The sequence below is a fragment of the Lysobacter sp. A378 genome (assembly GCF_054052125.1).
Genome location: NZ_JBSVRK010000001.1, coordinates 990930 through 1013477, shown reverse-complemented (window position 1 = coordinate 1013477; position 22548 = coordinate 990930). Strand labels below are relative to the sequence as shown.

Annotated in this window: 22 protein-coding genes; 14 read left to right on the top strand and 8 right to left on the bottom strand. The window is 65.2% G+C overall.

The genetic code is table 11. The features are described from left to right. The first annotated feature begins 19 nt into the window (after window positions 1-19). Both upp and htpG read left to right on the top strand, forming a co-directional pair. Window positions 20-655, top strand: coding sequence for a uracil phosphoribosyltransferase (upp, locus tag ACW7G1_RS04620; RefSeq protein ID WP_456978548.1), 636 nt, complete (start codon window positions 20-22; stop codon window positions 653-655). Window positions 656-777: 122 nt separating this feature from the next. Beyond that, window positions 778-2700, top strand: a complete 1923-nt coding sequence (gene htpG / locus ACW7G1_RS04615) for a molecular chaperone HtpG (RefSeq protein WP_456978547.1) — start codon at window positions 778-780, stop codon at window positions 2698-2700. A gap of 302 nt (window positions 2701-3002) precedes the next feature. Here the strand turns inward: htpG and ACW7G1_RS04610 are convergent, their stop codons facing one another. Then, a complete protein-coding gene (locus tag ACW7G1_RS04610) occupies window positions 3003-3665 on the bottom strand; it encodes an HAD family hydrolase (RefSeq protein WP_456978546.1) in 663 nt (220 codons plus the stop codon). A gap of 163 nt (window positions 3666-3828) precedes the next feature. On the opposite strand from ACW7G1_RS04610, the gene ACW7G1_RS04605 reads away from it, so the two are divergent. Then, entirely contained in the window at window positions 3829-5187 is a 1359-nt protein-coding gene (locus ACW7G1_RS04605; protein ID WP_456978545.1) for a Gfo/Idh/MocA family protein, read from the top strand. A gap of 63 nt (window positions 5188-5250) precedes the next feature. On the opposite strand, the gene ACW7G1_RS04600 is transcribed toward ACW7G1_RS04605, so the two are convergent. After that, entirely contained in the window at window positions 5251-6903 is a 1653-nt protein-coding gene (locus tag ACW7G1_RS04600) for a M28 family metallopeptidase (protein ID WP_456978544.1), read from the bottom strand. Between the two features lie 73 nt (window positions 6904-6976). Continuing rightward, on the bottom strand, window positions 6977-8425 hold the full coding sequence (locus ACW7G1_RS04595; RefSeq protein ID WP_456978543.1) for a phytoene desaturase family protein: 1449 nt from the start codon (window positions 8423-8425) through the stop codon (window positions 6977-6979). A gap of 84 nt (window positions 8426-8509) precedes the next feature. Between ACW7G1_RS04595 and ACW7G1_RS04590 the strand changes: the two genes are divergently transcribed. After that, a complete protein-coding gene (locus ACW7G1_RS04590; RefSeq protein WP_456978542.1) occupies window positions 8510-9076 on the top strand; it encodes a DUF1697 domain-containing protein in 567 nt (188 codons plus the stop codon). A gap of 12 nt (window positions 9077-9088) precedes the next feature. Here ACW7G1_RS04590 and ACW7G1_RS04585 read toward each other — a convergent pair whose 3' ends face one another. Continuing rightward, window positions 9089-10168 (bottom strand): DUF2268 domain-containing putative Zn-dependent protease, encoded by a 1080-nt coding sequence (locus ACW7G1_RS04585; protein ID WP_456978541.1) that lies wholly within the window; start codon window positions 10166-10168, stop codon window positions 9089-9091. A gap of 80 nt (window positions 10169-10248) precedes the next feature. Here ACW7G1_RS04585 and ACW7G1_RS04580 point away from each other — a divergent pair, with 80 nt between their 5' ends. Genes ACW7G1_RS04580 through ACW7G1_RS04565 form a run of 4 tightly spaced genes read left to right on the top strand, consistent with a single transcriptional unit; the run spans window position 10249 to window position 13763 of the window. Then, window positions 10249-10971 (top strand): DUF3348 domain-containing protein, encoded by a 723-nt coding sequence (locus tag ACW7G1_RS04580; protein ID WP_456978540.1) that lies wholly within the window; start codon window positions 10249-10251, stop codon window positions 10969-10971. 11 nt (window positions 10972-10982) lie between these two features. After that, the gene (locus ACW7G1_RS04575; protein WP_456978539.1) at window positions 10983-12611 is read left to right on the top strand and encodes a DUF802 domain-containing protein; all 1629 of its coding nucleotides are present in this window, start codon (window positions 10983-10985) and stop codon (window positions 12609-12611) included. Between the two features lie 5 nt (window positions 12612-12616). Then, entirely contained in the window at window positions 12617-13264 is a 648-nt protein-coding gene (locus ACW7G1_RS04570) for an OmpA family protein (RefSeq protein WP_456978538.1), read from the top strand. Further along, the gene (locus ACW7G1_RS04565) at window positions 13254-13763 is read left to right on the top strand and encodes a DUF2894 domain-containing protein (RefSeq protein WP_456978537.1); all 510 of its coding nucleotides are present in this window, start codon (window positions 13254-13256) and stop codon (window positions 13761-13763) included. The genes ACW7G1_RS04570 and ACW7G1_RS04565 overlap by 11 nt, the downstream gene beginning before the upstream one ends. A gap of 31 nt (window positions 13764-13794) precedes the next feature. On the opposite strand, the gene ACW7G1_RS04560 is transcribed toward ACW7G1_RS04565, so the two are convergent. Continuing rightward, window positions 13795-14502 carry a glutathione binding-like protein gene (locus tag ACW7G1_RS04560; protein ID WP_456978536.1) on the bottom strand — a complete coding sequence of 236 codons (708 nt, stop codon included), beginning with the start codon at window positions 14500-14502 and terminating at the stop codon, window positions 13795-13797. A 201-nt stretch (window positions 14503-14703) separates the two neighbouring features. Between ACW7G1_RS04560 and ACW7G1_RS04555 the strand changes: the two genes are divergently transcribed. The 3 genes from ACW7G1_RS04555 to ACW7G1_RS04545 all read left to right on the top strand — a co-directional run bounded on the left by ACW7G1_RS04555 (window position 14704) and on the right by ACW7G1_RS04545 (window position 16102). Next, window positions 14704-15078, top strand: a complete 375-nt coding sequence (locus tag ACW7G1_RS04555) for a DUF1428 domain-containing protein (protein ID WP_456978535.1) — start codon at window positions 14704-14706, stop codon at window positions 15076-15078. Beyond that, entirely contained in the window at window positions 15068-15286 is a 219-nt protein-coding gene (locus ACW7G1_RS04550) for a DUF4287 domain-containing protein (protein WP_456978534.1), read from the top strand. Before ACW7G1_RS04555 ends, ACW7G1_RS04550 begins: the two co-directional genes overlap by 11 nt. A gap of 390 nt (window positions 15287-15676) precedes the next feature. Beyond that, window positions 15677-16102: a PepSY domain-containing protein gene (locus ACW7G1_RS04545; protein WP_456978533.1), complete on the top strand. Its 426-nt coding sequence runs from the start codon at window positions 15677-15679 to the stop codon at window positions 16100-16102. Between the two features lie 66 nt (window positions 16103-16168). Here ACW7G1_RS04545 and ACW7G1_RS04540 read toward each other — a convergent pair whose 3' ends face one another. The 3 genes from ACW7G1_RS04540 to ACW7G1_RS04530 form a co-directional block, all read right to left on the bottom strand. Beyond that, on the bottom strand, window positions 16169-16699 hold the full coding sequence (locus ACW7G1_RS04540; protein ID WP_456978532.1) for a tetratricopeptide repeat protein: 531 nt from the start codon (window positions 16697-16699) through the stop codon (window positions 16169-16171). 81 nt (window positions 16700-16780) lie between these two features. Then, window positions 16781-18472, bottom strand: coding sequence for a urocanate hydratase (gene hutU / locus ACW7G1_RS04535; protein WP_456978531.1), 1692 nt, complete (start codon window positions 18470-18472; stop codon window positions 16781-16783). Window positions 18473-18578: 106 nt separating this feature from the next. Beyond that, a complete protein-coding gene (locus ACW7G1_RS04530) occupies window positions 18579-18950 on the bottom strand; it encodes a hypothetical protein (protein WP_456978530.1) in 372 nt (123 codons plus the stop codon). 149 nt (window positions 18951-19099) lie between these two features. Here ACW7G1_RS04530 and ACW7G1_RS04525 point away from each other — a divergent pair, with 149 nt between their 5' ends. The 3 genes from ACW7G1_RS04525 (at window position 19100) to ACW7G1_RS04515 (ending at window position 22516) form a co-directional block, all read left to right on the top strand. Beyond that, window positions 19100-20386: an alkaline phosphatase family protein gene (locus ACW7G1_RS04525; protein WP_456978529.1), complete on the top strand. Its 1287-nt coding sequence runs from the start codon at window positions 19100-19102 to the stop codon at window positions 20384-20386. An 85-nt stretch (window positions 20387-20471) separates the two neighbouring features. Continuing rightward, complete coding sequence (locus tag ACW7G1_RS04520; protein ID WP_456978528.1) at window positions 20472-22016, top strand: AlkA N-terminal domain-containing protein; 1545 nt, start codon at window positions 20472-20474, stop codon at window positions 22014-22016. Beyond that, window positions 22013-22516: a methylated-DNA--[protein]-cysteine S-methyltransferase gene (locus ACW7G1_RS04515; protein WP_456978526.1), complete on the top strand. Its 504-nt coding sequence runs from the start codon at window positions 22013-22015 to the stop codon at window positions 22514-22516. The genes ACW7G1_RS04520 and ACW7G1_RS04515 overlap by 4 nt, the downstream gene beginning before the upstream one ends. Window positions 22517-22548: the final 32 nt, after the last annotated feature.

The window sequence follows — 22548 nt, the reverse complement described above, 5'->3', positions numbered from 1 at the left end:
CCATGGCACACTTGGGCCAATGAAAATTGTCGAAGTCCATCATCCGCTGGTGCAACATAAACTCGGACTGCTGCGTCGCGCCGACAACAGCACCAAGTCGTTCCGCGAGCTGTCGTCCGAGGTCGCTACCCTGCTGACCTACGAAGCGACGGCCGACCTGGAAACCGAGTCGGTCGAAGTGGAAGGATGGGCCGGAGTCCCGATCCGGGTACGCCGGATCAAGGGCCGCAAGATCACCCTGGTGCCGATCCTGCGCGCCGGCATCGGGATGTTGCCGGGCGTGTTGGAAATGATCCCGGCGGCCAAGGTCAGCGTGGTCGGCCTGCAACGCGATGAGCAGACCCTGGGCGCGGTCACCTATTACGAGAAACTGGTCGGCAACATGTCCGATCGCACTGCGCTGATCCTCGACCCGATGCTGGCAACCGGCGGCACGCTGATCGCCACCGTCGACATGCTCAAGGCCGCTGGCGCCACCCGGATCAAGGGTCTGTTTCTGGTCGCCGCACCCGAAGGCCTGCGCGCGGTCGAGACGGCACATCCGGACCTGGAAATCTACACCGCCTCGATCGACGATCGCCTCAACGAGCGCGGCTATATCCTGCCGGGGCTGGGCGATGCAGGCGACAAGATCTTCGGCACCCGCGCGGACTGAGAACCGTCGCCAAACGGTACTCCCGACAAACGTGGTCGGTTTGCCCAGGTTGAAATCCCACCGGCAACACCCATTTCCGATGCCTGGACTCCACACCTATTCGCAGGATCGGACTCATACGCATGAACGCAAGCACTGAAACAGAAACCCGCCAATTTGAAGCCGAAGTCGCCCAGGTCCTGCACCTGGTCACGCACTCGCTGTATTCGCACAAGGAAATTTTCCTGCGCGAGTTGATCTCCAACGCCTCCGATGCCTGCGACAAGCTGCGGTTCGAGGCGATCGCCCACCCGGAGATGACCGCCGGCGATGGCGAACTGCATATCGACGTCAGCTGTGACAAGGACGCCCGCACCATCACCATCCGCGACAACGGCATCGGCATGAGCCGCGATGAAGTCGTGGCCAACATCGGCACTATTGCCAGCTCCGGCACGCGCCGCTTCCTGGCCGCGATGGGGAACGAGCAGAAGGCCGACGCCCGTTTGATCGGTCAGTTTGGCGTGGGCTTCTATTCGGCCTTCGTGGTCGCCGACAAGGTCAGCGTGCTGACCCGTCGCGCCGACGCGCCGGCAAGCGAAGGAGTGAAGTGGGAGAGCGACGGCAAAGGTGAATACACCCTGGAACCGGTCGAACTGGCCGAGCGTGGCACCACGGTAATCCTGCACCTGAAGGCCGATGAGGACGAGTTCCTCGCCGACTGGAAGCTGCGCTCGCTGATCAACCGCTATTCCGACCACGTCGCCTTCCCGATCCGGATGCCCAGGGAAGTTGCCGACCAGGACGAAAGCGACGACGACAAGAACGAGGACGCCACGGCAGCCGACGAATGGGAAACCGTAAACGCCGCCTCCGCGCTGTGGACCAAGCCCAAGTCGGAAATCTCCGACGAGGAATACCAGGGCTTCTACAAGTCGCTCGGCCACGACTTCAATGATGCGTTGGCGTGGTCGCACAACCGCGTCGAAGGCAACCAAAGCTTCACCACCTTGCTGTACCTGCCGTCGCAGCCTCCGTTCGACCTGATGATGGGCGGGCGCGACGAGCGCAAGGGGCTGAAGCTCTACATCAAGCGCGTGTTCGTGATGGACGCCGCCGAGGAGCTGCTGCCCAATTACCTGCGTTTCGTGCGCGGGGTGATCGATGCCGACGACCTGCCGCTCAACGTCAGCCGCGAGTTGCTGCAGCACAACCGCCAGCTGGAGCGCATCAAGGCCAACTGCGTGAAGCGTGTGCTGGACCTGATCGAATCGCTGGCGCGCAACGAGCCCGATAAGTTCACCACTTTCTACAAGGCCTTTGGCAACACGCTCAAGGAAGGCATCGGCGAGGACGTCGGCAACCGCGAGCGCATCGCCAAGCTGCTGCGTTTCGCTTCCACCAAGGCCGAGGGCAACCAACAGACGGTCTCGCTGGATGATTACATCGCCCGCATGGCCGACAACCCGACCGCCAACCAGGACACCATCTGGTACATCACCGCGGAGAGCCATGCTGCCGCATTCGGCAGCCCGCAGCTGGAAGCATTCAAGGCCAAGGGCGTCGAAGTGCTGTTGATGTCCGACCGCATCGACGAGTGGATGCTCGGCTCGCTGCACGAGTACGACGGCAAGAAGTTGCAGAACGTCGCCAAGGGCGAGTTGCCGCTGGACGAGGATGACAAGGCCAGGCAGGACGCGGCCGTCAAATCCGCCGAACCGCTGGTGGCCAGGCTCAAGACCCTGCTGGGCGACCGCGTCAGCGACGTGCGCGTGTCCGCCCGTCTCACCGACTCGCCTTCCTGCCTGGCGTTGGCCGACTACGACATGGCCCCGCATTTCGCCCGGCTGATGCGCGAAGCCGGCCAGGAACTGCCCGAAAGCAAGCCGACGCTGGAGATCAATCCGCAGCACGAGCTGCTCAAGCGGGTCGAGGCGGAAACCGACGATGCCAAGGCGCAGGACCTGGCTACGCTGCTGCTGGAGCAGGCCGAGATCGCCGCCGGCGCCCCGCTGCCTGATCCTGCCGCATTCGTGCAACGGATGAACCGGGTGTTGCTGGGCTGACCAACATCCCGAGAAACGACCCACCGTCATCCCCGAGATGACCCGTCACCCCCGAAATGGCCCCGTCATCCCCGAGATGACCCGTCATCCCCGAAATGACCCGTCATCCCCGAAATGACCCGTCACCCCCGAAATGACCCGTCACCCCCGAAATGACCCGTCACCCCCGAAATGACCCGTCACCCCCGAAATGACCCCGTCATCCCCGAGATGACCCACGTCCATCCCCGAGATGACCCCCGTCATCCCCGCGAAAGCGGGGATCCAGCGACCTCCAAACCCGCCGGCCTCCGGCGGGTTTTTCATGGGGCGCCGACAAGCTCGCCGATCCGATCAATCACGATATCGGGTGGCGGCACGAAGGTCTTTCCGATCGCTTCATCGGCGTAATGGCCCTGGCGGACAAACACCGTGGTCAGGCGCGCACCCATGACCTGCTTCATCTCGGCCAGCAGTCGCGGCTTGTCATCGACCATCACGTAATGGCGCGCCGGAAACCGGCGTTGCACCGCATCGAGCATGTGCTGTTTGTGCAGGTAGATCAGCACCCGACCGTCCAAGGCGTCCCACAGGCCCGAACGCTGGACCTTGCGCGGCTGGAACACCACGTCGCCATCGGACAGCACCACCGGCGTGCCGAGCGTGTGCAGATGCCTGACCACCTCCAGCGCTTCGGGGTAAAGGCGCTGCGCAAACGGGTACTCAAGCAGGAAGTCCGACATCTGCAGCAGGTCCGGATCCGCGTCCAGACCCTCACGGAAGGCCTGCAAGGTCACGAGGTAATCGGCATAGCCAAGATCCTCGCGGACGCTGTCGTAAAGCGACCAGTAGCGAGCGGCGTCGTCGGCCCCGAAGTCACGCACCAAGCGTGCGTCAAGATCGGCCTTGAAGCCGTCGTTATCGAGCAGGGTATTGTCGACGTCCAGCAGAAATACGACATCGCTGGGAGGTTCGGACTTCAGCATGGGGCTCACCTGTGTTTCCACCACCCTGCCCGGGTACCCGTAAACATGGTGTCTGCTCGCCATCCAGGCGTGGCAGCAGCTCCGGCTTTACGGATGGAGGCCAATTTCACGAGGGTGTCGACAAGCTATATTGTCGACCGCACCAAAAAACGGTACCCAAAGCATGAAACGTCGCGAATTCCTGATTACCGGCATCGCCGGCGGCACCCTGGCTGCTGCCGGGGTCTGGACGCCCGCCTTTGCCCGGCCGCGCAGAAAACTGCGGCTGGGCATGATCGGTACCGGCTTGCGCGGCCAGAGCCTGATGGGTTCGTTGCTGGGACGCAATGATGTCGATCTGGTGGCGTTGTGTGATATCGAGCCGATCATGCTGGGCCGCGCCGTTGCGGCAATCGAGAAGGCGGGCAAGCCGAAGCCGAAGACCTTTGGCGCCGACGGCGATGTGCATGCCTACCGCGGGCTGCTGGAGATGGATGACCTGGACGGTGTGATCATCGCCACACCCTGGGAGTGGCACGCGCCCATGGCGATCGACGCGATGCAGGCAAAAATACCAGTCGGCTGCGAGGTGGTCGCCGGCATCACCCTGCAGGAGCACTGGGACGTGCTGCGCACCCAGCAGAAAACCGGCACGCCCTACATGCTGCTGGAGAACGTCTGCTACCGCCGCGATGTGATGGCGGCGCTCAACATGGCTCGCCAGGGCGTGTTCGGCGAGATCGTCCATCTGCAGGGCGGCTACCAGCACGACCTGCGCGGGGTGGGTTTCAACTCCGGCAACCCCGACGAGCCGTACGACAGTGGCGTGGAGTACGGCGACAAGGGCTGGTCGGAGGCGCGTTGGCGGACGCAGCATTCGATCGACCGCAACGGCGACCTGTATCCCAGCCATGGCATCGGGCCGTGCGCGCACTTTGCCAATATCAATCGTGGCAACCGGTTTACCCGGATCAACTCGTTCGCCAGCAAGGCCCGTGGCCTGCACGACTACATCGTCGACAAGGCCGGCCCAAACCATCCCAACGCAACACTCGAGTTCGCCCGTGGCGACGTGGTCACCACCCAGATCGCCTGCGAGAACGGCGAGACCATCGTGTTGCAACTGGACGTCTCGCTACCGCGTCCCTACTCGCTCGGCTTCCGGGTGCAGGGCACCGAAGGATTGTGGATGGACGTCAACAACGGCGTCCACATCGAGGGCAAAAGCCCACCACACAAATGGGACGACGCCCAGGAATGGTTCCGCAAGTACGACCATCCACTGTGGAAGAAATATGCCGAGACCGCGGCTGGCGCGGGACACGGCGGGATGGACTGGTTCGTACTCAACGGCTTCGTGGAGGCTTTGAAAGCCGGCGACGCGATGCCGATCGACATCTACGACGCCGTCACCTGGAGCGCGATCACCCCATTGTCGGAGCAATCGATTGCCGGGAACTTCGAGACCCTCGACTTCCCGGACTTCACCGAGGGCCGGTGGAAGAACCGCAAACCGATCTTCGCGCTGGATACCGGTTACTGACTTCACTCCCCCGATTGCCACGCCAACCCGCGCGCGGCAATCGGGAAAGGGCTGACACGGATTTTATTTCCGCTGCGTGGCCGTCTCGTCACGGACGCCGCGAAACTCGGAATCCTTGCTCCAGTCCGGCCATTGTTGCGAGTTGGCCAGGTCGCTGCCCACCACGTACAACAACTGCAGGTCGCGCGCCATGCCGGTGAAGGGCCAGTCGGCCTGCCATTCGTCGGATGGCTGGTGATAGTGCTGGCTCGTGTATTGGTCTTCGAATGCCTTGCCTGCCTCTACGCCGCCGTCGATCAGGTCGTTGCCCGCGCCGAACGACACCGCCGGCACACCACGCTTGGCAAACGAGAAGTGATCGGAGCGGAAGAAGTAACCGGCCTCGGGCTTGGGATCGGGCGTATAGACCATGTCAAACGCCTTGGCGTCTTTGACCATGGCATCCAGCAAACCCAGCTTGGCGTTGCCCGAGATGGTGAAGTTGCGTGACGGGCCGTGCGGGCTCAGCGCATCGGTATTCAACACACCTGCGGTAGTGGCCAATGGATAGAGCGGGTTGGCGGCGTAATACTCTGACCCCAGCAGGCCTTTTTCCTCGGCGGTCACGGCCAGGAACACGACCGAACGCTCAGGCTGCGGTGCTTCGGTAAAAGCGCGCGCCAATGCAATCAAGGCGACCACGCCGGTAGCGTTGTCCACCGCGCCGTTGTAGATGCGGTCACCGGTGGCATCGGGCTCACCGACGCCCAGGTGGTCCCAGTGCGCGCTGTACATCACGGTTTGGCCGGGGTATTTGCTGCCCTCGAGGCGGCCGACCACGTTCTGCGAGGTGATGACTTCGGAGTCGACCTTGAAGTTGGCCGACAGGCTTTCGCCCTCCAGCGCCACCGGCTGGAACGCGCGCGTCTGCGCCTGTTTTTTCAGCTCGGCGAAGTCCAGCCCCGCCTGATCGAACATCTCGACCGCGAGGTCGTGCTGAATCCAGCCTTCCAGTTGGACATGCGCTTCCGCCGGCTGGTCGCGCACGATATCGAACATGGTGTTGGTATTGGAGTTCTTGACCGTGTCCCAGCCGTAGGACGCCGGCGCCGTCTCATGCACCACCAGCATGCCGACGGCACCGCGCCGCGCGGCCTCTTCATACTTGTAGGTCCAGCGGCCGTAGTAGGTCATCGCCGGGCCACCAAAGTCGCCCTCGCCGGTCTCGAAGTCCGGGTCGTTGACCAGCACCACCGCAATCTTGCCGTGCAGATCCAGGCCCTTGTAATCGTCCCAGTCGCGCTCCGGCGCGCTGACGCCATAGCCGACAAACACCAGCGGCGCGTCCTTGACGTCAACGGAGATGGAGCCATCCATCGGTGCGCGGATCGCGATTTCCTCGCCCTGGGTCAGTGCACGCGCTTTGCCGTCCACGGTCAGCGTCAGCGTTGGTACGCCAACGATATTGCTGCGTGCCAGCGGCACCGCCTGGGTCCACGCGCGTGCGCCGTCCTTCAGGTCGCCGCCGGGCTCAAGGCCGGCCGCTTTCATCCCGTTGACGATGTAGTCGACGGTCCTGGCTTCCGCCGGAGTCGCGGGTCCCCGACCCTCGAACGCGTCGGAAGAGAAAGCTTTCACTTCATCCGACAGTTGTTGCGGATTGAATGTCGGCAGGTCCGCGGCAAATGCGAACGAGCACGCGGGCAGGACAAGCGCGGAAAGGAGCAATCGTTTCAAGGTAGCTACCTGTGCGGAGGCGGTTGACCGGCTGATGCTAGCACTGGTTGCTTTGGGTTTATCCCTGAGCCCATCATCCGGCAAGCGCTTCGGCTGCAAGCACGCCGCTCATCAATGACGTCGCCACGCCGAAGCCGGGCCAGGTGGTTTGACCTGCCTGGAACAGCCCCGCAATTGCGGTGCGATGCGGAAACTGCGCACCCGCATCAGCCCCGGGCGACAGTCCGTAGATCGCACCTTCGTACAGATGCATGCGATGGCGGAAATCAGCCGGACTGCGCACGCGCTTCACCGCAATGTCGATGGGATGCAAGCGCGACAGCGCCTCGATCGCGGCATCGGCGATCGAAGCGGCGCGTTCGTCGTTCCACTCCGCGACCGGCAGCGTCTGGTCGATGGTCGGATACAGCTCGATGATGCTGCCGCCGGGCGGCGCGAGCTCGGGCATGGTGACCGTGGGCACGGTGTAACTCAGCCATTGCGGCACACCCGTTACTGGTACCAACGCCTGCTGCTGATCCTGCAGCCAAGGCAGCCGATACATGAAGTGGCTGGGCACGTTGATGACGTTCGTCAGGCCAAGTTGCAACGACAAGGCCCGCTGCGACAACGGCGCGTTTTCGGTCTTGCGCCGCATGCCGTTGGGTACGCAATCGGGATCGAGCAGCGTGGTCGCCGTCGTCATGCCACTGGTGGTCGACACCACGGCATCGTGCTCGAAGCGACCCTGTCCCACCACGTCGATGCCGCGCACGCGCCCGTCTTTCACCACGATGCGCTCGACACGCGCCCCGACGCGCAACTGGCCACCGAGGCCCACGAAGGTATCGGCGAGCACGTCGGGAATCCTGCCCATGCCGCCCTCGGGCAACCAGAACCGATCGGTCAGCATCCCGACCAGTCCGATCATCTGCATCGCCGGCGTCTGCGCGGGCGGCAGCCCGGTGTACAGCGAGATGCCGCCGAGTGCGGCTCGCAGAGCGGGATCATCGACCATCTTCTCCAGTTGCGAACCCACGGTGCCGCGCAGCTTCGGCAGCTCGCGCCAACCCTTGCGCAGCAATCGCACCAGGGAGAACGGTTGCACCACCAACTCGTCGGCGATCAGCCGCAGCATCGGCTCCCAGCGCGCGACCAGCGCTTCCAGTTCGCGCGCCCCGGCGGCCGTGCGTTCGGGCCCACCGGTCCCATCGATTCGCAACTCCAACCCATGCGCGAAGGACACCGTCGTACCGTCCGGCACCGTCGTGGTCTGCATCGCGGTGATCTGGCGCAGTGGCAGCAGCGCCTTACGATCCAGGCCGAGCCGCTGGAAGCCATGATCGAGTATCTCGGGCACCGCCACGTATATCGCGCCGTCGTTGAACGTGTAGCCGCTGAGTTCGGTGGTCGTGCAGCACCCGCCCGGGCGATCGGCAGCTTCGTATATCGTCACCGGCAGGCCCCGGCGCAGCAATGCAATGCCTGTCGCAAGCCCGGCCACGCCGCCGCCGACGATGCCAATGGGTCTTGTTGCGCTCATGGGCCATTCCTGATGGTTATCCCGCCGTGGAACGAGAATAGCGGCCCAAGCCACGATAGCGTGAAGGGCAGTTATGCTGCGTGCGTGAATACCTACGTCGCCCTCCTGCGCGCCGTCAACGTCGGCGGCACCGGCAAGCTGCCGATGACCGAACTGCGCACCCTGTGCGAGGACGCCGGGTTCGAGAACGTACGCACCTACATCGCCAGCGGCAATGTGGTGTTTGACACCGCATCAACGGCCTCGCAGGCGAAGAAAACGCTGGAGGCGAGCCTGCAGCGCCATGCCGGAAAACCAATCGGCGTGGCATTGCGCACCGGCGCCGAGATGGCGGCGGTGTTGGCCGCCAACCCATTCCCCAACGCCGCACCCAACCGCACGGTGGCGATCTTCCTCGACAAGGCACCGCCCGCCGATTCGCTGGACCAGGTCAGCGGACGCAACAGCGACGATCTCGCGCTCGGCAAGCGCGAGATCTACGTGCACTACGGTGACGGCATGGCAGATTCGAAGCTGAAGATTCCTGCCGCGAAAACCGGTACGGCGCGAAACATGAACACCATAGGCAAGCTAGTTGGGATAGCGGGATCGTCCCTGGGCGCGCCATGGGCGGGGCCAGTGAACGGTTCCAGTGAACGGTTCAAGAAGTGAACCCGGCGCCGGTCACCCGGCTACCGCAGAGTCGCACTCAGGCTGCCAACCGCTCGCTTCGAACAACGCAGCGGCGGTCTCCGGACGTACATCGAGCAGCTCGACGATGGCCTGCTTCCGGTCATCTGCAGCAGTGACGTACGCGCGGGCGATCCGATGGCCGATCCAGTACCCCAGGTCGCCCCGCCGGTTGTCGTCGCCAGGACCGTTATAGAGCCAGCGCGACATCTCGACACCGTCCTTGTCGGCGAGGAACTCGCGCCCAAGCGTGCATTCGCGATCACGCGCCCAGCTCTGCAGGTGGGCATTGGCCACCTGCCCGGAGATCAACTCGCCAACATATTCCGCCCCACCCTCCAGCAGCACCTGATACAGCAGCGTGGGCTCGGCAACCTCAACCGCGGCGCCGTGTTGCTGCACGTGCACATACTCATGCGCGATCAGATGCACGAACCGGTCGCCGATATCGGTCTGCATCCAATCGGCATTGCACAACGTCTCCAGCCCGATGACCACTCCCGCCGGCGTGGTGACGCCGCCGGTGGTGCCACGACCAACCAAGACGGTAACCGGTGGGAAACTTGCCGACGGCAATACCGTCCCCAGCTCTGCCAAAGCGCCGACCACCCGACTGCTTATCTCCGGCAAGCGCGTCGCGCAGGTGCGGGCTTTGTCGAACAGCGCCGGCTTGTCGACAATGGCCTGGGCCAATCGCTCCATCGACCCGATCCGGATGTCATTGAAGTCGCGCAACGCGTCGCTGCCCACGTCCAGGTACCCGCGTCGCAACGCCTCGGCATCGGGCTTGCCGTGGGCTGCATCGAATGTCTGGAAAAAGCGGGTGACGTCGTCGCTGTGCACCTCGGCCGGGCTATCGCCCGATCCAGCCTCCCCCGAAAGCGCAGGCAGCGGCAATCCCGCCGCCAGCAGCACCGCCAACACACCTGACTTCACCCTGTGCCGCGGTGTGCTCACCGGAGACACGATTGCTGGCTGGCCCATCAAATCCTCCTGAGTCATGATCGAGCCGAGCAGGATACCGGCACCGTTGCCTGCCACGTGAAACCCGCCGGTACCGGAGAACCTGTTCATTCCTGGCTCCGTGCTGGAAGCATGTAAAATTACCCGTTTTCCGAAGCGGTCATGCCGCAGCGAATATGCCGCAGCAAAACATGGCCAAGGCACCGCCACGGACGCCCGTTCCCGGCCCGGCATTCATCCGCCTGTTGGTCCGTCTCACCGATGCCGACATCCAGCCGTCCAGGCACACGTTGTCGGATCGATTGAGTCAATGGATCGACTGGAACCGCGCGGTTGGCCTGTCCCGGGCACTGGATGGCCGGGTTCCCGCCGCCGCTACCGAGGTGCCGGATTTTGACGGCAGCGAGGCAAGCGAATGCACGCGCGTTCGCACCGCGCTGGTGAAGGCCATTGACCAGGCATCGGCTGCGGTCGACACGGGCGCATCCGGTTCCGGCGTGGACGATGCGTTGGTGGATTACACCGCCGTTGGCGGCCGTTATCTCGACATGCAGCGGACGATGCAGGCGGCGACCGGTCGCCTGCGCGGCCAGCTGCGCGACCGGCTCACGCACGAGACGGTCGATCTGGCCCGGCTCGCGGAAGTCGATGCGGTCATGGAGCAGACCTTGAGCCCACGCGAGAACACCTTGCTGGCCACCGTGCCGGCCCTGCTGGGACAACACTTTTTCCGCCTGCACGCGGCCGGCCAGAGCCCGTTGGCCGACCCGGAAGCCTCCGCGGTCAGCAGTGCCGTCCAGCCCGGCGCCTGGCTGGAGAGGTTCCACAAGGACATGCAGGGCCTGCTGCTGGCCGAACTGGAACTGCGTTTTCACCCTGTTGAAGGCCTGCTTGCAGCGCTTCGCACCCGATAGCTGGAACCCCAATGCCCAAAAATGCCCTTCTGTTTGTCGTGTTCCTGCTTGGTCTGCTCGCTGTGGGCTGGATCGGCGCGGGTTATGTCGGCTCCAACCTGCTCGGGGTCGGCGTCACGATGATGATCGGCGCCTGCTACCTCGCCGGCGCGCTGGAGTTGCATCGCTACCGCCACGCCAGCGCCACGCTGACACGCGCGGTGGCAGACGCCGGCAGCGCCGTCTCCGACCTTGGCGACTGGCTCGGCCGTCTCCACCCGAGCCTGCGCAATGCGGTGCGGTTGCGGATTGAAGGTGAGCGCGTGCCGCTGCCGGGCCCGGCGTTGACACCGTATCTGGTCGGCCTGCTGGTGCTGCTGGGCATGCTTGGCACGCTGATGGGCATGATGGCGACCCTGCGCGGCACTGGCCTGGCGCTGGAAAGCGCGAGCGATCTGGCGGCGATCCGTGGCTCCCTCGGCGCACCGGTAAAGGGCCTGGCCTTTGCGTTCGGCACCTCGATCGCCGGCGTGGCCAGCTCGGCCATGCTCGGCCTGCTGTCCGCGTTGTGCCGGCGCGAACGGCTGCAAGCGGTGCAGCAGCTCGACGTGGAAGTCGCGACCACCCTGCGCCCGCACTCACAAGCCTGGCGGCGTGACGAAGCTTTCCAACTGCTGCAACAACAGACCGCCTTGATGCCGACGCTGGTCGACCGGCTGCAGTCGATGATGACCAGCCTTGAGCAGCACAACCTCACCGCCAGCGAACGGCTGGCCACCCAGCAACAGGAATTCCACGCCCGCGCCGAGGCGTCCCATGAGCGCCTGGCCGCCTCGCTGGAGCAGACCCTGAAGACCGGCGTCAGCGACAACGCCCAAGCCGTCGTTGCCGCGCTGCAACCGGTGGTGACGACCACGATGGCCGGCCTCGCGCGCGAAACCGCATCGCTGCACACCCAGGTCAGCCAAGCGGTACAGCAGCAACTGGACGGGCTGTCGACCGGCATCGAGACAGTGACCAGCGCCGTCGCCGAGCACTGGACCGCCGCCGTGGCCGAGCAGCGGCAAGCCAACAACACCCTCGTCGCAGATCTGGGCGGCACGCTGGCACGCCAGCAAACCCTCAATGAACAGCTTGCGGCTCGCAACGAGCAGGCGCTCGCCACTGCCGCGACAAACTTCGATGATCGTGCCGGCGCGCTCGTCCACGTCCTGCAGCAGGCACATGCACAGCTGCAAACGCAGATGGAGTCGCGCGACCAGCACCGGCTGGCGCAATGGACCGACGCGTTCGGCGTCATGGTCGAAGAGCGCACCCGTCTGCTGGGCTCGCTTGAAACGCTGCTGAATGCCGTCAACCACGCCTCCACCGAGCAGTCCACCGCGGCGGCGCATGTCAGCGCCGGGGCGGTCGAAGTGGCCAGCCTCGGCGATGCCTTCGGCGCAGCAGTGCAGGTGTTCGGCACGTCGACCGACGCCCTGGCCGAGCGCCTGCAGCACATCGAGACCGCACTCGACAAGTCGATGAGCCGCAGCGACGAGCAACTGGCCTACTACGTCGCCCAGGCGCGGGAGGTGGTCGACCTGAGCCTGCTGTCGCAGAAGCAGATCATCGGCGAGCTGCAACACCTCGCCACCTCGCGCACAGCAGCCGAGGCGTAAACCGGATGAGCGACGAGATCGAACTGGATGACGAATCCACCTCGACCACCTGGGCCGCGTTTGGCGACCTGATGGCGGTGCTGCTGGGTGCCTTCGTGCTGATCCTGGCCGGCGTCATCGGCGTGCAGCTGCAGCTGTCCAACCAGCTGGACGAAGCGGTCAGGCAACGCCAGGCCGAAGCGCAACGGCTAAAGACCCTGGAGCAGGCCCTTGCCGCACCGTTGGCTACCGGTCGTGTCACCGTCATCAACGGCCGCATCGGGATCAGCGGCAGCGTGCTGTTCGCGCTCAACTCCGACCAGCTCCAGCCCAAAGGCCGCGACATCCTGCGGAGTATTGCCGCGCCGCTGTCGGACTACCTGCAATCGCGCGATGAGATCCTGATGGTGAGCGGCTTCACCGATGACCGGCCGGTGCTGGGCAGCAACCGCCGCTTCGCCGACAACCTGGAACTGTCCGCCGCGCGTGCCATGACCGTCACCCGCAGCCTGATCGCCGATGGCGTACCGGCCTCCTCGGTGTTCGCCGCCGCATTCGGGGCCGAGCAACCGGTCAGCTCCAACGCCGACGAAGCCGGGCGGGCGAGGAACCGCCGCGTGGAAATCGCCCCGATTCCCCGGTCCAACACGAGCTCCGCGCCCGATGCCGGATAAGGCGACCGACGTCCGCCCGCAGCTCAACGCCCGGCGCGAGCAGGGTGCCGACCACGCGGGCCCGGGAGAAAGCGCCGACGTCCCGGCACCCAGCCCGCTGCGCGCATTGCTCGACCATATCGACGCGACTCGCGGACCCGCCGAACCGCTTCCCCACCCGGACCACGCGGCAGCCCCGGCACCGCCGACCCACGCAGCGCTACCGGCATTGGCCGAGTTCCAGCAACTGTGGAATCGCGTCCGCACCGACAGCCAACTGCGCCGATCCCTGGCTGCGGTCCCCGAGGATGCCGGCCCACTGCATTCCAGCGCCCTGCTACACCGCGCGATGCGCCTGATGCACGACGCCTCACCGGGCTATCTGCAGCACTTCATCGGCTACGTCGATGCGCTGTCATGGATGGAGCAGCTGCAGGAGGATGGCGTGCTGGAACCACCCACCCCCGCCCGCAGCGGCAAGACGCGCCCGCGCAAACGCACGAAACCCCGGCGCACCTAGGGACGGTCCGGCATCGCCGCTCAGACCGGCTTTATTCCCCGCGCGACGGGATCGCAAGCCCACGCTGGACGGCCGGGCGCGCCAGTCCACGCTGCAACCAGGCATCGACATGGGCAAAGCCGTCATAGCCGACCAGCTCGCGCGCCTCGTAGAACGTGATCAGGTTGTTCACCCAGCCCAGGGTGGCGATGTCGGCGATGGTGTAGTCGTCACCCATCAGCCACGTACGGCCGTCGAGCCGCGCATCGAGCACGCCCAGCAGGCGTTTGGACTCGTCGACGTAGCGCTGCTTCGGACGCGGATCCTCGATGTCCTTGCCGCCGAACTTGTTGAAGAACCCGAGCTGGCCGAACATCGGCCCGATCGACGCCATCTGGAAGAACACCCACTGGATGGTTTCCCAACGCTGCGCCGGATCGGCCGGGATGAAGCGGCCGGTCTTGTCGGCCAGGTACAGCAGGATCGCACCGGACTCGAACAATCCCAGCGGCTGCCCGCCCGGCCCGTCCGGATCGATGATCGCGGGGATCTTGCCGTTGGGATTGAGCGACAGGAACCCGGGCGTGTGGCTCTCGTCCTGCATGATGTCGACCAGATGCGGCTCGTACGGCAGCCCGGTCTCCTCGAGCATGATCGAGGCCTTCACCCCGTTGGGCGTATTGAGCGAGTAAAGCTGGATGCGCTCGGGATGTTGCGCCGGCCAACGGCGGGTGATCGGGAAGGCGGACAGGTCGGGCACGGCGGCTCCTGGTCAATGTATGGAATGGCCCAGCTTAGGACGATCGGTCGGGATTGGCACAGCCCCGGATGGAACGGACCGTCGCCATGTCTGCGTCGGCATGACGATCCGGCAAAGTGGCCTGCCGGTACTGACGGGTGTCGATTTCCCGCCCCGTCGTTCGTCGTTTCACGACACCCCCCGCAAAGAAGGAGACACGACATGTCCTACATCGACGGCTTCGTCATCGCGGTTCCGACCGCGAACAAGCAGAAATTCATCGACCACGCCAAAACCGGCGATTCGGTGTTCATGGAATACGGCGCCACCCGCGTGGTCGAGTGCTGGGGCGACGACGTCCCGGCCGGCAAGCAGACCGACTTCCAGCGCGCGGTGCAGGGCAAGGAAGACGAGACGATCGTCTTCTCCTGGATCGAATGGCCCGACAAACCGACCCGCGACGCTGGCATGGAGAAGATGATGAAAGACCCGCGGATGGATCCAGAGACCAACCCGATGCCGTTCGACGGCGCGCGGATGATCTATGGCGGGTTCCAACCCGTTGTAGAGCTGGGTGGATCCGAAAATGCCAGATGATCAAAAGGTAAAAGGCCCCGCGTCCTACTTTCCGTCCATAGAGAAGAACTATGGCAAACCCATCAGTCACTGGCTGGCGGTGGTGGATGCGATGAAAGGCAAGAAGCACGGCGAAATGGTCGCCCTTCTCAAGTCGGAGCACGAGATGGGCCATGGGCACGCCAATGCGCTTGTTGCCTATCATCGTGCCCACGGCCAACAAGCCTGAGCAGCGATACCCGGAACACCGGCATCGCCAGCCATTTTTAGCGCCACCCCGGCCCCGAGGACCAATCCGATGCCATCCGACGGTGGGCGGATGATCTATGGCTTCTTCAGCTGCTTCTTCTTCGCTGATGCCAGTTGCCCGATGCTGCTGTCGGGCGCCGGCAGCTGTTCCGCATGGTGCCGCCCAGCTCATCGATGGTCTGGCGTACTTTGTGCCCGACCTCGAAGTGCGTCCGGTTGGCCTCCGTACTACGTTACGCAGTCAAGCATGACCGGTACGTAGACCCCGGCTTGAAGATGAATCGGGCGCATCGACTGCCCAGGACCTTCACCTCGGATTGATCCGCGCGCGTGAATGCTCAACCGGTGATTCCACTAGCCCGGAGGATGTATGAAAAAGCTCACTGTTCTGACCTTGGCGCTGGCCGCCGCCTGCGCATCCACCGCTGCGATCGCACAGGACGCGCTGACCGAGCAGGACGTACGCGCGCAGCTCACGGCCGAGGGTTACACCAAGGTCAATGACGTGGAGTTCGAAGATGGCGTATGGAAGGCCGATGCGCGCAGCGCCGACGGCAACCGGACGGAGGTGCGGATCGACCCCGCGACCGGCAAAATCTACCCTGACACCCAGGTCGCGCAAATGAGCGAAGCCGACGTGCGCGCGCAGCTCGCGGCGGCCGGCTACGTCAACGTGCATGACGTCGACTACGAAGACGGCATCTGGAATGCCGAGGCCGACGATCCGCAGGGTATGGATGTCGAACTCAAGATCGATCCGGCCACCGGCGAGGTCATCGGCACCGCGAAGGATTGACGCACGTGGGAAACCCCAGGAAGTGACGGCGGGGCTGTCGGAAGTCGACAGCCCCGGGTCGCCCGATCAGTGTTGAGGTGCAACCCCCAGGTAGGCGCCGGCGATATCGAGCGTGGCCCACAGCTCTTTGCGCTCGATCGCGTACGAGCGGTCGAACAACTGCTCCGCCGTCGCGCGGTCACCCTCGAGCAGGTAGTAGGTGCCGACTTCGGCCAGGTCCTTCTCGTCCTTCGGGTTGTCGAGCAGGTAGCGGTCGAACAGCGGCCGTGCTTTCTCCCACTCGCCTGCTTCCTGGTAGACGCGGGCGATACGGAACACGTCGCTGTCCTCGTGCTTGCCAGTCAGCAGCGCGTCGAAGATCGCCTGCCCTTCTGCCTTGAACCCGCCGAGGTAATAAACCCGGCCCACCCCGATGCGCTCCCAGCTGCCGTTCTCGCCTGCCTGCGCGAGGGCGATGTCGAGCAGCGTATGCGCCGCTTCACGTGCATCCTTGTCGTGGTAGTCCGCCGGCGCTGGCTCGCGTTTCGCGCCGTAACCCACGCCCATGCCCATGACAAAAACCACGGCCACCGAGGCCGCTACGATCCACTTCTTCATTCCCCTTCCCCCTGATGTGATGACAGCGCCCCGTGGGCGCAATGAGTGCAACGGCATCATCGTACTGGAGCGGGTTGCGGCTTAATCCTCCCGGCCGAGCATCGGCAGCTTCAACCCCTGCTCTTTCGCACACGCCTTCGCGATCTGATAACCCGCATCCGCATGCCGCATCACGCCGGTGGCCGGGTCGTTCCACAACACGCGCGCGATGCGCTTGTCGGCGGCCTCGGTGCCGTCGCAGACGATGACGATGCCGCTGTGCTGGCTGTAGCCCATGCCGACGCCACCGCCGTGGTGCAGGCTGACCCAGGTCGCGCCGCCGGCGACGTTGAGCATGGCGTTGAGCAGTGGCCAGTCGGACACGGCGTCGCTGCCGTCCATCATCGACTCGGTCTCGCGGTTGGGGCTGGCGACGGAGCCGCTGTCGAGGTGGTCGCGGCCAATCACCACCGGTGCTTTCAGCTCGCCGTTGCGCACCATCTCGTTGAACGCCAGGCCGAGCTTGTCGCGCAGGCCAAGGCCGACCCAGCAGATGCGCGCGGGCAGGCCCTGGAAGTCGATCCGGTCGCGGGCCATGTCCAGCCAGTTGTGCAGGTGGGCGTCGTCGGGGATCAGTTCCTTGACCTTGGCGTCGGTCTTGTAGATGTCCTCGGGGTCGCCGGACAGCGCCACCCAGCGGAACGGGCCGATGCCCTTGCAGAACAGCGGGCGCACGTAGGCGGGAACGAAGCCGGGGAAGTCGAAGGCGTTGCTGCAGCCTTCGTCGAACGCCATCTGGCGGATGTTGTTGCCGTAGTCGAAGGTCGGGATACCCATCTTCTCGAATGCGAGCATCGCTTCGACGTGGACACGCATGGATTGCTTGGCGGCGTCGCGAACTTTCTCGGGGTGCTGCTTCTGCCCGGTGAGCCACTGCTCCACGCTCCAGCCAATCGGCAGGTAGCCGTGCACGGGGTCGTGGGCGCTGGTCTGGTCGGTGACGGCGTCGGGGCGCACGCCGCGCTCAATCAGCTGCGGCAGGATCTCCGCGGCGTTGCCCAGCAACGCAATCGACTTGGCTTCGCCGGCGGCGGTGTACTTGGCGATACGGGCCAGCGCGTCATCCAGGTCGCTCGCCTGCTCGTCGACGTAGCGGGTCTTCAGGCGCATGTCGATGCGGCTCTGCTGGCACTCGATGTTGAGGCTGCAGGCGCCGGCCAGACTGGCCGCCAGCGGCTGCGCGCCGCCCATGCCGCCCAGGCCGGCGGTCAGGATCCACTTACCCTTGAGATCGCCGCCGTAATGTTGGCGACCCATCTCCACGAACGTCTCGTAGGTGCCCTGGACGATGCCCTGGCTGCCGATGTAGATCCAGCTGCCAGCGGTCATCTGGCCGTACATCATCAGGCCCTTCTTATCGAGCTCGTTGAAGTGCTCCCAGGTGGCCCAGTGCGGGACGAGATTGGAGTTGGCGATCAGCACGCGCGGGGCGTCGGGGTGGGTGCGGAAGATGCCGACCGGCTTGCCGGATTGCACCAGCAGGGTCTCGTCGTCTTCGAGGTTCCGCAGCGATTCCAAAATCGCGTCGTACGACTCCCAGTCGCGCGCGGCGCGGCCGATGCCGCCGTAGACCACCAGCTCGGTCGGGTTCTCGGCGACCTCCGCGTCCAGGTTGTTCTGCAGCATCCGGTACGGGGCTTCGGTCAGCCACGACTTGCAGTTGAGCTGATTGCCACGCGGGGCACGGATGACACGGCTGGGGTCGACACGTGTGTGAGCAGCGGGGGTGGACATCGGCAACTTCCTGTACGAAGACGGAAAGTCCCATTATCGCACCGCACCCGACAGGCGGCCGGGCGCTGGCGCCGAGTAACGAAGTCCGTTTTTCTGCGTGCCGGGGTCAGCGGATGGCGGGGTCGAGCTTGCGCAGTGCATCGGCAAGATCCACCTCACCGGTGCGGCTCAGGTCGGAGCGGCTATAGACGCGGCCATTGGCATTCACGCAATCCTCCGGCTCCAGCGAGGCGACGCGCTTATGATCCATCTGCTCGTGATCTGCATCTGTGTCATCGGCACGCGCTACGCGCTTCGCACGCTCGGTTCTGCTCTGGACAATATGGCTGCCGGTATAACGCATGCAATTGTGGCGGGCATCACGCTCGCTCACTTCGGCCTGCGCCGCCACGGCTTGAGCGCTGGCAGGGACCGGCTCGCCGGCCTGTGCGACGCAGACCGGCAGGGCGATCAATACACTCAGGGCCAGGATTTTCATGACGTCACCACGAGGTTGCTGGAGGGGCTGAATCAGCCTTTACCCTACGCCCGCCGTGTTGTGTATGCGGTTATGGCACGACCCGTATTCATGGGGTTTTCAGCCTTTCGGCACTTCGAGTTGCAACATCGCGTCGCTAGGATTGACTCATGCATTCGATCAAATCGACGGCACGGGCCGTCCTGCTCACTCTTTCTGCCCTGTCACTGGTGGCTTGCGGCACGTTCCCCGGCTCGCAGGCCACGCGTCCCGATGACCCGGCCATCGCTCCGCCAGCCACGGTCGTACTGGTCTCGATCGACGGTTTCCGCGCTGATTACCTGGATCTGGGCATCACCCCGAACCTGACCCGGCTGGCAGGCGAAGGCGTGCAGGCGGAATGGATGACCCCGTCCTACCCCAGCCTTACCTTCCCCAACCATTACTCCATCGTCACCGGCCTGCGTCCGGATCATCACGGCATTGTCCACAACACCATGCACGATGCCGCGCTGGGGGATTTCAGCCTCGGCAATCGGGAAGCGGTCAGCGATGGACGCTGGTGGGAAGACGGCGAGCCGGTGTGGGTCGCGGCCGAGAACGCCGGGCTGCCGGCGGCAACGTTGTTCTGGCCCGGTAGCGAGGCGGCCATCACCGGCGTCCAGGCGACGCAATGGTTGCCGTTCGACGGGGACCTGGCGATGGACGTGCGCGTTGACACGGTGCTGGGCTGGCTGGCGAAGCCGGCATCCAGCCGGCCCCGTTTTGTCACGCTGTATTTCGAAGCCGTGGACAGCGCCGGCCACGGGCACGGGCCGGACTCGCCGGAAGTGCGTGCAGCGATCAGCGATGTCGACGCGGCGATCGGTCGATTACTGGACGGCCTGGCCGCGCGCGGCCAGGCGTCGCAGGTGAATCTTGTGGTGGTATCCGACCATGGCATGGCGGCGGTGGCACCGGACCATCACGTGGCGATCGAGGACATGGTGGACCCGGACGACGCGAAGATGGTGTCTGCGGGCCAGTCGGTTGGTTTCGCACCATTGCCCGGTCGCACCGCGATGGCCGAGGCCCGGTTGTTGAAGGAGCACGATCATTACCAGTGCTGGCGCAAGGCCGAGCTGCCGGCGCGCTGGCACTACGGCACCCACCCACGGATACCGGCGATCGTGTGCCAGATGGACGAAGGGTGGGATGCGCGTCGACGCGAATGGATCGCCAACCGCCCGCAGACGGACACCCGCGGCTCTCACGGATTCGACCCGGCACTGCCATCGATGCGGGCGATCTTCATCGCCCACGGCCCAGCATTCCGCGAACACGCCAAGGTGCCCGCGTTCGACAACGTCGACGTGTACCCGCTGCTGATGAAGCTGGTCGGCCTGGAGCCGGCGGCAAATGACGGCGATGACGACGCGATGAGCACGTTGAAGGTGGCCGCGCCGGCGCCGAAGTAAACCGATGCGGGGAGGCGGATGTCGCGGCATCATTGATGTCCGAATCCGGCGAGTCTGCGGCCGGTTCCGGTGCTAGCCTGCACCCATGTCCTCGCCAAATGCTGACGTAATCCCCACCGCCATCGCCGAAGCGCCAGGCACGCCTGACGTGCGGGTCTGCGAGCAGGCGCGACTGAGCCGCGACGCGCGTTTCGACGGACTGTTCTTCACCGCCGTCACCAGCACCGGGATCTATTGCCGCCCGGTATGCCCGGCGCCGGTCCCCAAGCGCGAAAACGTGAACTATTACCGCAGTGCCGCGGCGGCGGAATCCGCCGGGTTCCGGCCCTGCCTGCGCTGCCGGCCGGAATTATCCCCCGGTGACGACGGCTGGAACCGTGGCGATGCGACGGTGGCACGCGCGCTCAGGCTGATCGAGCAGGGCGCGCTGGCCGATGCGCCGCTGGCGACGCTGGCCGACCGCGTCGGTCTGGGCGAGCGGCAACTGCGGCGTTTGTTTGTCGAGCATCTGGGCGCCGCGCCGCTTGGGGTGCACGCCACCCGGCGGCTGTTGTTCGCCAAACAGCTGTTGACCGAAACCACGCTGCCGGTCACCGAAGTCGCGATGGCGGCTGGGTTCGGCAGTCTGCGCCGCTTCAACACCACGTTCCGCGAGGCTTACCGGATGGCGCCACGCGAGCTGCGTAAGCTTCCGCGTGACAACGACAACCACAATGACAACCAGGTACTGACCTTGCGGCTGGGCTACCGCCCGCCCTACGATTTCGCGTCGATGCTGGCGTTCCTTGGCACCCGCGCGCTGCCCGGCGTGGAAGTGGTCGATGGCAACAGTTATGCACGGGTGATCGCGCCGCCCGACGACACCCCTCTGGCGCCGCCGGGCTGGCTGCGGATCAGCGCCTGGCCGGGTGGCGCCCACGCGCTGCGACTGCAGGTCCACGGCGTCGGTTCGACGCGGCTGCTGTCGATCGTCGCGCGACTGCGGCGGATGTTCGATCTGGACGCCGACCCGCAGACCATTGCCGCCACCTTGTCGGCCGATCCGAAGCTGCGGCCATTGCTGCAAAAACGTCCCGGCCTGCGTCTGCCCAGCGGCTGGGACGGCTTCGAGATCGCGGTGCGCGCGGTGCTCGGCCAGCAGGTCAGCGTGGCCGCGGCACGCACGCTGGCCACGCGATTGGCGCACCGGTACGGGCAGCCGCTGGACGCGCCGTTCGCGCCGGGTCTGGAGCACGTTTTCCCGACCGCCGAAGCATTGGCCGATGCCGACCTGTCTACGATCGGCGTTACCCGTGCACGGGCTGAAACGATCCGCAACCTGGCCCGCGCGCTGCTCGATGGCCGGGTTGACTTCCGCCCCGAACGCACGCTGGAGGATTTCGTCGCACGCTGGGTCGCGTTGCCGGGCATCGGGCCGTGGACCGCGCACTACATCGCGATGCGTGCGCTCGGCCACCCCGATGCGTTCCCCGCCGAGGACCTGATCCTGCGCCGCGTGGCCAGCGATGACGCGACGCCGCTGACCGCCCGCAACCTGCTCGCGCGCGCCGAGGCGTGGCGTCCCTGGCGCGCGTACTCGGTGATCCACCTGTGGCGCGACACCGTGCCCGAACCCGGAGCCCTCCCATGACCACCTACACCACTATCGACAGTCCGGTCGGCCCGCTGCTGCTGGCCGCCGACGACGACGGCCTGCGACTGGTCGAGTTCCAGCAATCGCGCCATCACATCAAGCGCACCGACGATTGGACGGAAGGCGAGCATGCGGTACTCGACGCAACGCATGCGCAACTGGACGAGTACTTCCGCGGCGAACGCGAGCGCTTCGACCTGCCGCTGGCACCGCGTGGCACGGAATTCCAACGTGAAGTCTGGTTCACCCTGGCGACGATTCCCTATGGCGAGACCGTCAGCTATGCGCAACTCGCCGGCCGCGTCGGCCGGCCAACGGCCATGCGTGCCGTCGGCGGCGCCAACGGCCGCAACCCGCTGCCGATCGTGCTGCCCTGCCACCGTGTGATCGGCGCTGACGGCAGCCTGACCGGCTTCGGCGGCGGCCTGCCGACCAAGCAATTCCTGCTTGAGTTGGAGGGGGTGCTGCCACGCGTCGACCTGTTTGCCTCCGCCTGACCCGACTTGTTCGATCGACTTGCTCGACCAGT

What these genes read in the sequence shown, in the direction of transcription:
- upp (WP_456978548.1), top strand. Translation starts at nt 20, where the DNA reads ATGAAAATTGTCGAAGTCCATCATCCGCTGGTGCAACATAAACTCGGA.
- htpG (WP_456978547.1), top strand. Translation starts at nt 778, where the DNA reads ATGAACGCAAGCACTGAAACAGAAACCCGCCAATTTGAAGCCGAAGTC.
- ACW7G1_RS04610 (WP_456978546.1), bottom strand. Translation starts at nt 3,665, where the DNA reads ATGCTGAAGTCCGAACCTCCCAGCGATGTCGTATTTCTGCTGGACGTC.
- ACW7G1_RS04605 (WP_456978545.1), top strand. Translation starts at nt 3,829, where the DNA reads ATGAAACGTCGCGAATTCCTGATTACCGGCATCGCCGGCGGCACCCTG.
- ACW7G1_RS04595 (WP_456978543.1), bottom strand. Translation starts at nt 8,425, where the DNA reads ATGAGCGCAACAAGACCCATTGGCATCGTCGGCGGCGGCGTGGCCGGG.
- ACW7G1_RS04585 (WP_456978541.1), bottom strand. Translation starts at nt 10,168, where the DNA reads ATGAACAGGTTCTCCGGTACCGGCGGGTTTCACGTGGCAGGCAACGGT.
- ACW7G1_RS04580 (WP_456978540.1), top strand. Translation starts at nt 10,249, where the DNA reads ATGGCCAAGGCACCGCCACGGACGCCCGTTCCCGGCCCGGCATTCATC.
- ACW7G1_RS04575 (WP_456978539.1), top strand. Translation starts at nt 10,983, where the DNA reads ATGCCCAAAAATGCCCTTCTGTTTGTCGTGTTCCTGCTTGGTCTGCTC.
- ACW7G1_RS04570 (WP_456978538.1), top strand. Translation starts at nt 12,617, where the DNA reads ATGAGCGACGAGATCGAACTGGATGACGAATCCACCTCGACCACCTGG.
- ACW7G1_RS04565 (WP_456978537.1), top strand. Translation starts at nt 13,254, where the DNA reads ATGCCGGATAAGGCGACCGACGTCCGCCCGCAGCTCAACGCCCGGCGC.
- ACW7G1_RS04555 (WP_456978535.1), top strand. Translation starts at nt 14,704, where the DNA reads ATGTCCTACATCGACGGCTTCGTCATCGCGGTTCCGACCGCGAACAAG.
- ACW7G1_RS04550 (WP_456978534.1), top strand. Translation starts at nt 15,068, where the DNA reads ATGCCAGATGATCAAAAGGTAAAAGGCCCCGCGTCCTACTTTCCGTCC.
- ACW7G1_RS04545 (WP_456978533.1), top strand. Translation starts at nt 15,677, where the DNA reads ATGAAAAAGCTCACTGTTCTGACCTTGGCGCTGGCCGCCGCCTGCGCA.
- ACW7G1_RS04540 (WP_456978532.1), bottom strand. Translation starts at nt 16,699, where the DNA reads ATGAAGAAGTGGATCGTAGCGGCCTCGGTGGCCGTGGTTTTTGTCATG.
- hutU (WP_456978531.1), bottom strand. Translation starts at nt 18,472, where the DNA reads ATGTCCACCCCCGCTGCTCACACACGTGTCGACCCCAGCCGTGTCATC.
- ACW7G1_RS04530 (WP_456978530.1), bottom strand. Translation starts at nt 18,950, where the DNA reads ATGAAAATCCTGGCCCTGAGTGTATTGATCGCCCTGCCGGTCTGCGTC.
- ACW7G1_RS04525 (WP_456978529.1), top strand. Translation starts at nt 19,100, where the DNA reads ATGCATTCGATCAAATCGACGGCACGGGCCGTCCTGCTCACTCTTTCT.
- ACW7G1_RS04520 (WP_456978528.1), top strand. Translation starts at nt 20,472, where the DNA reads ATGTCCTCGCCAAATGCTGACGTAATCCCCACCGCCATCGCCGAAGCG.
- ACW7G1_RS04515 (WP_456978526.1), top strand. Translation starts at nt 22,013, where the DNA reads ATGACCACCTACACCACTATCGACAGTCCGGTCGGCCCGCTGCTGCTG.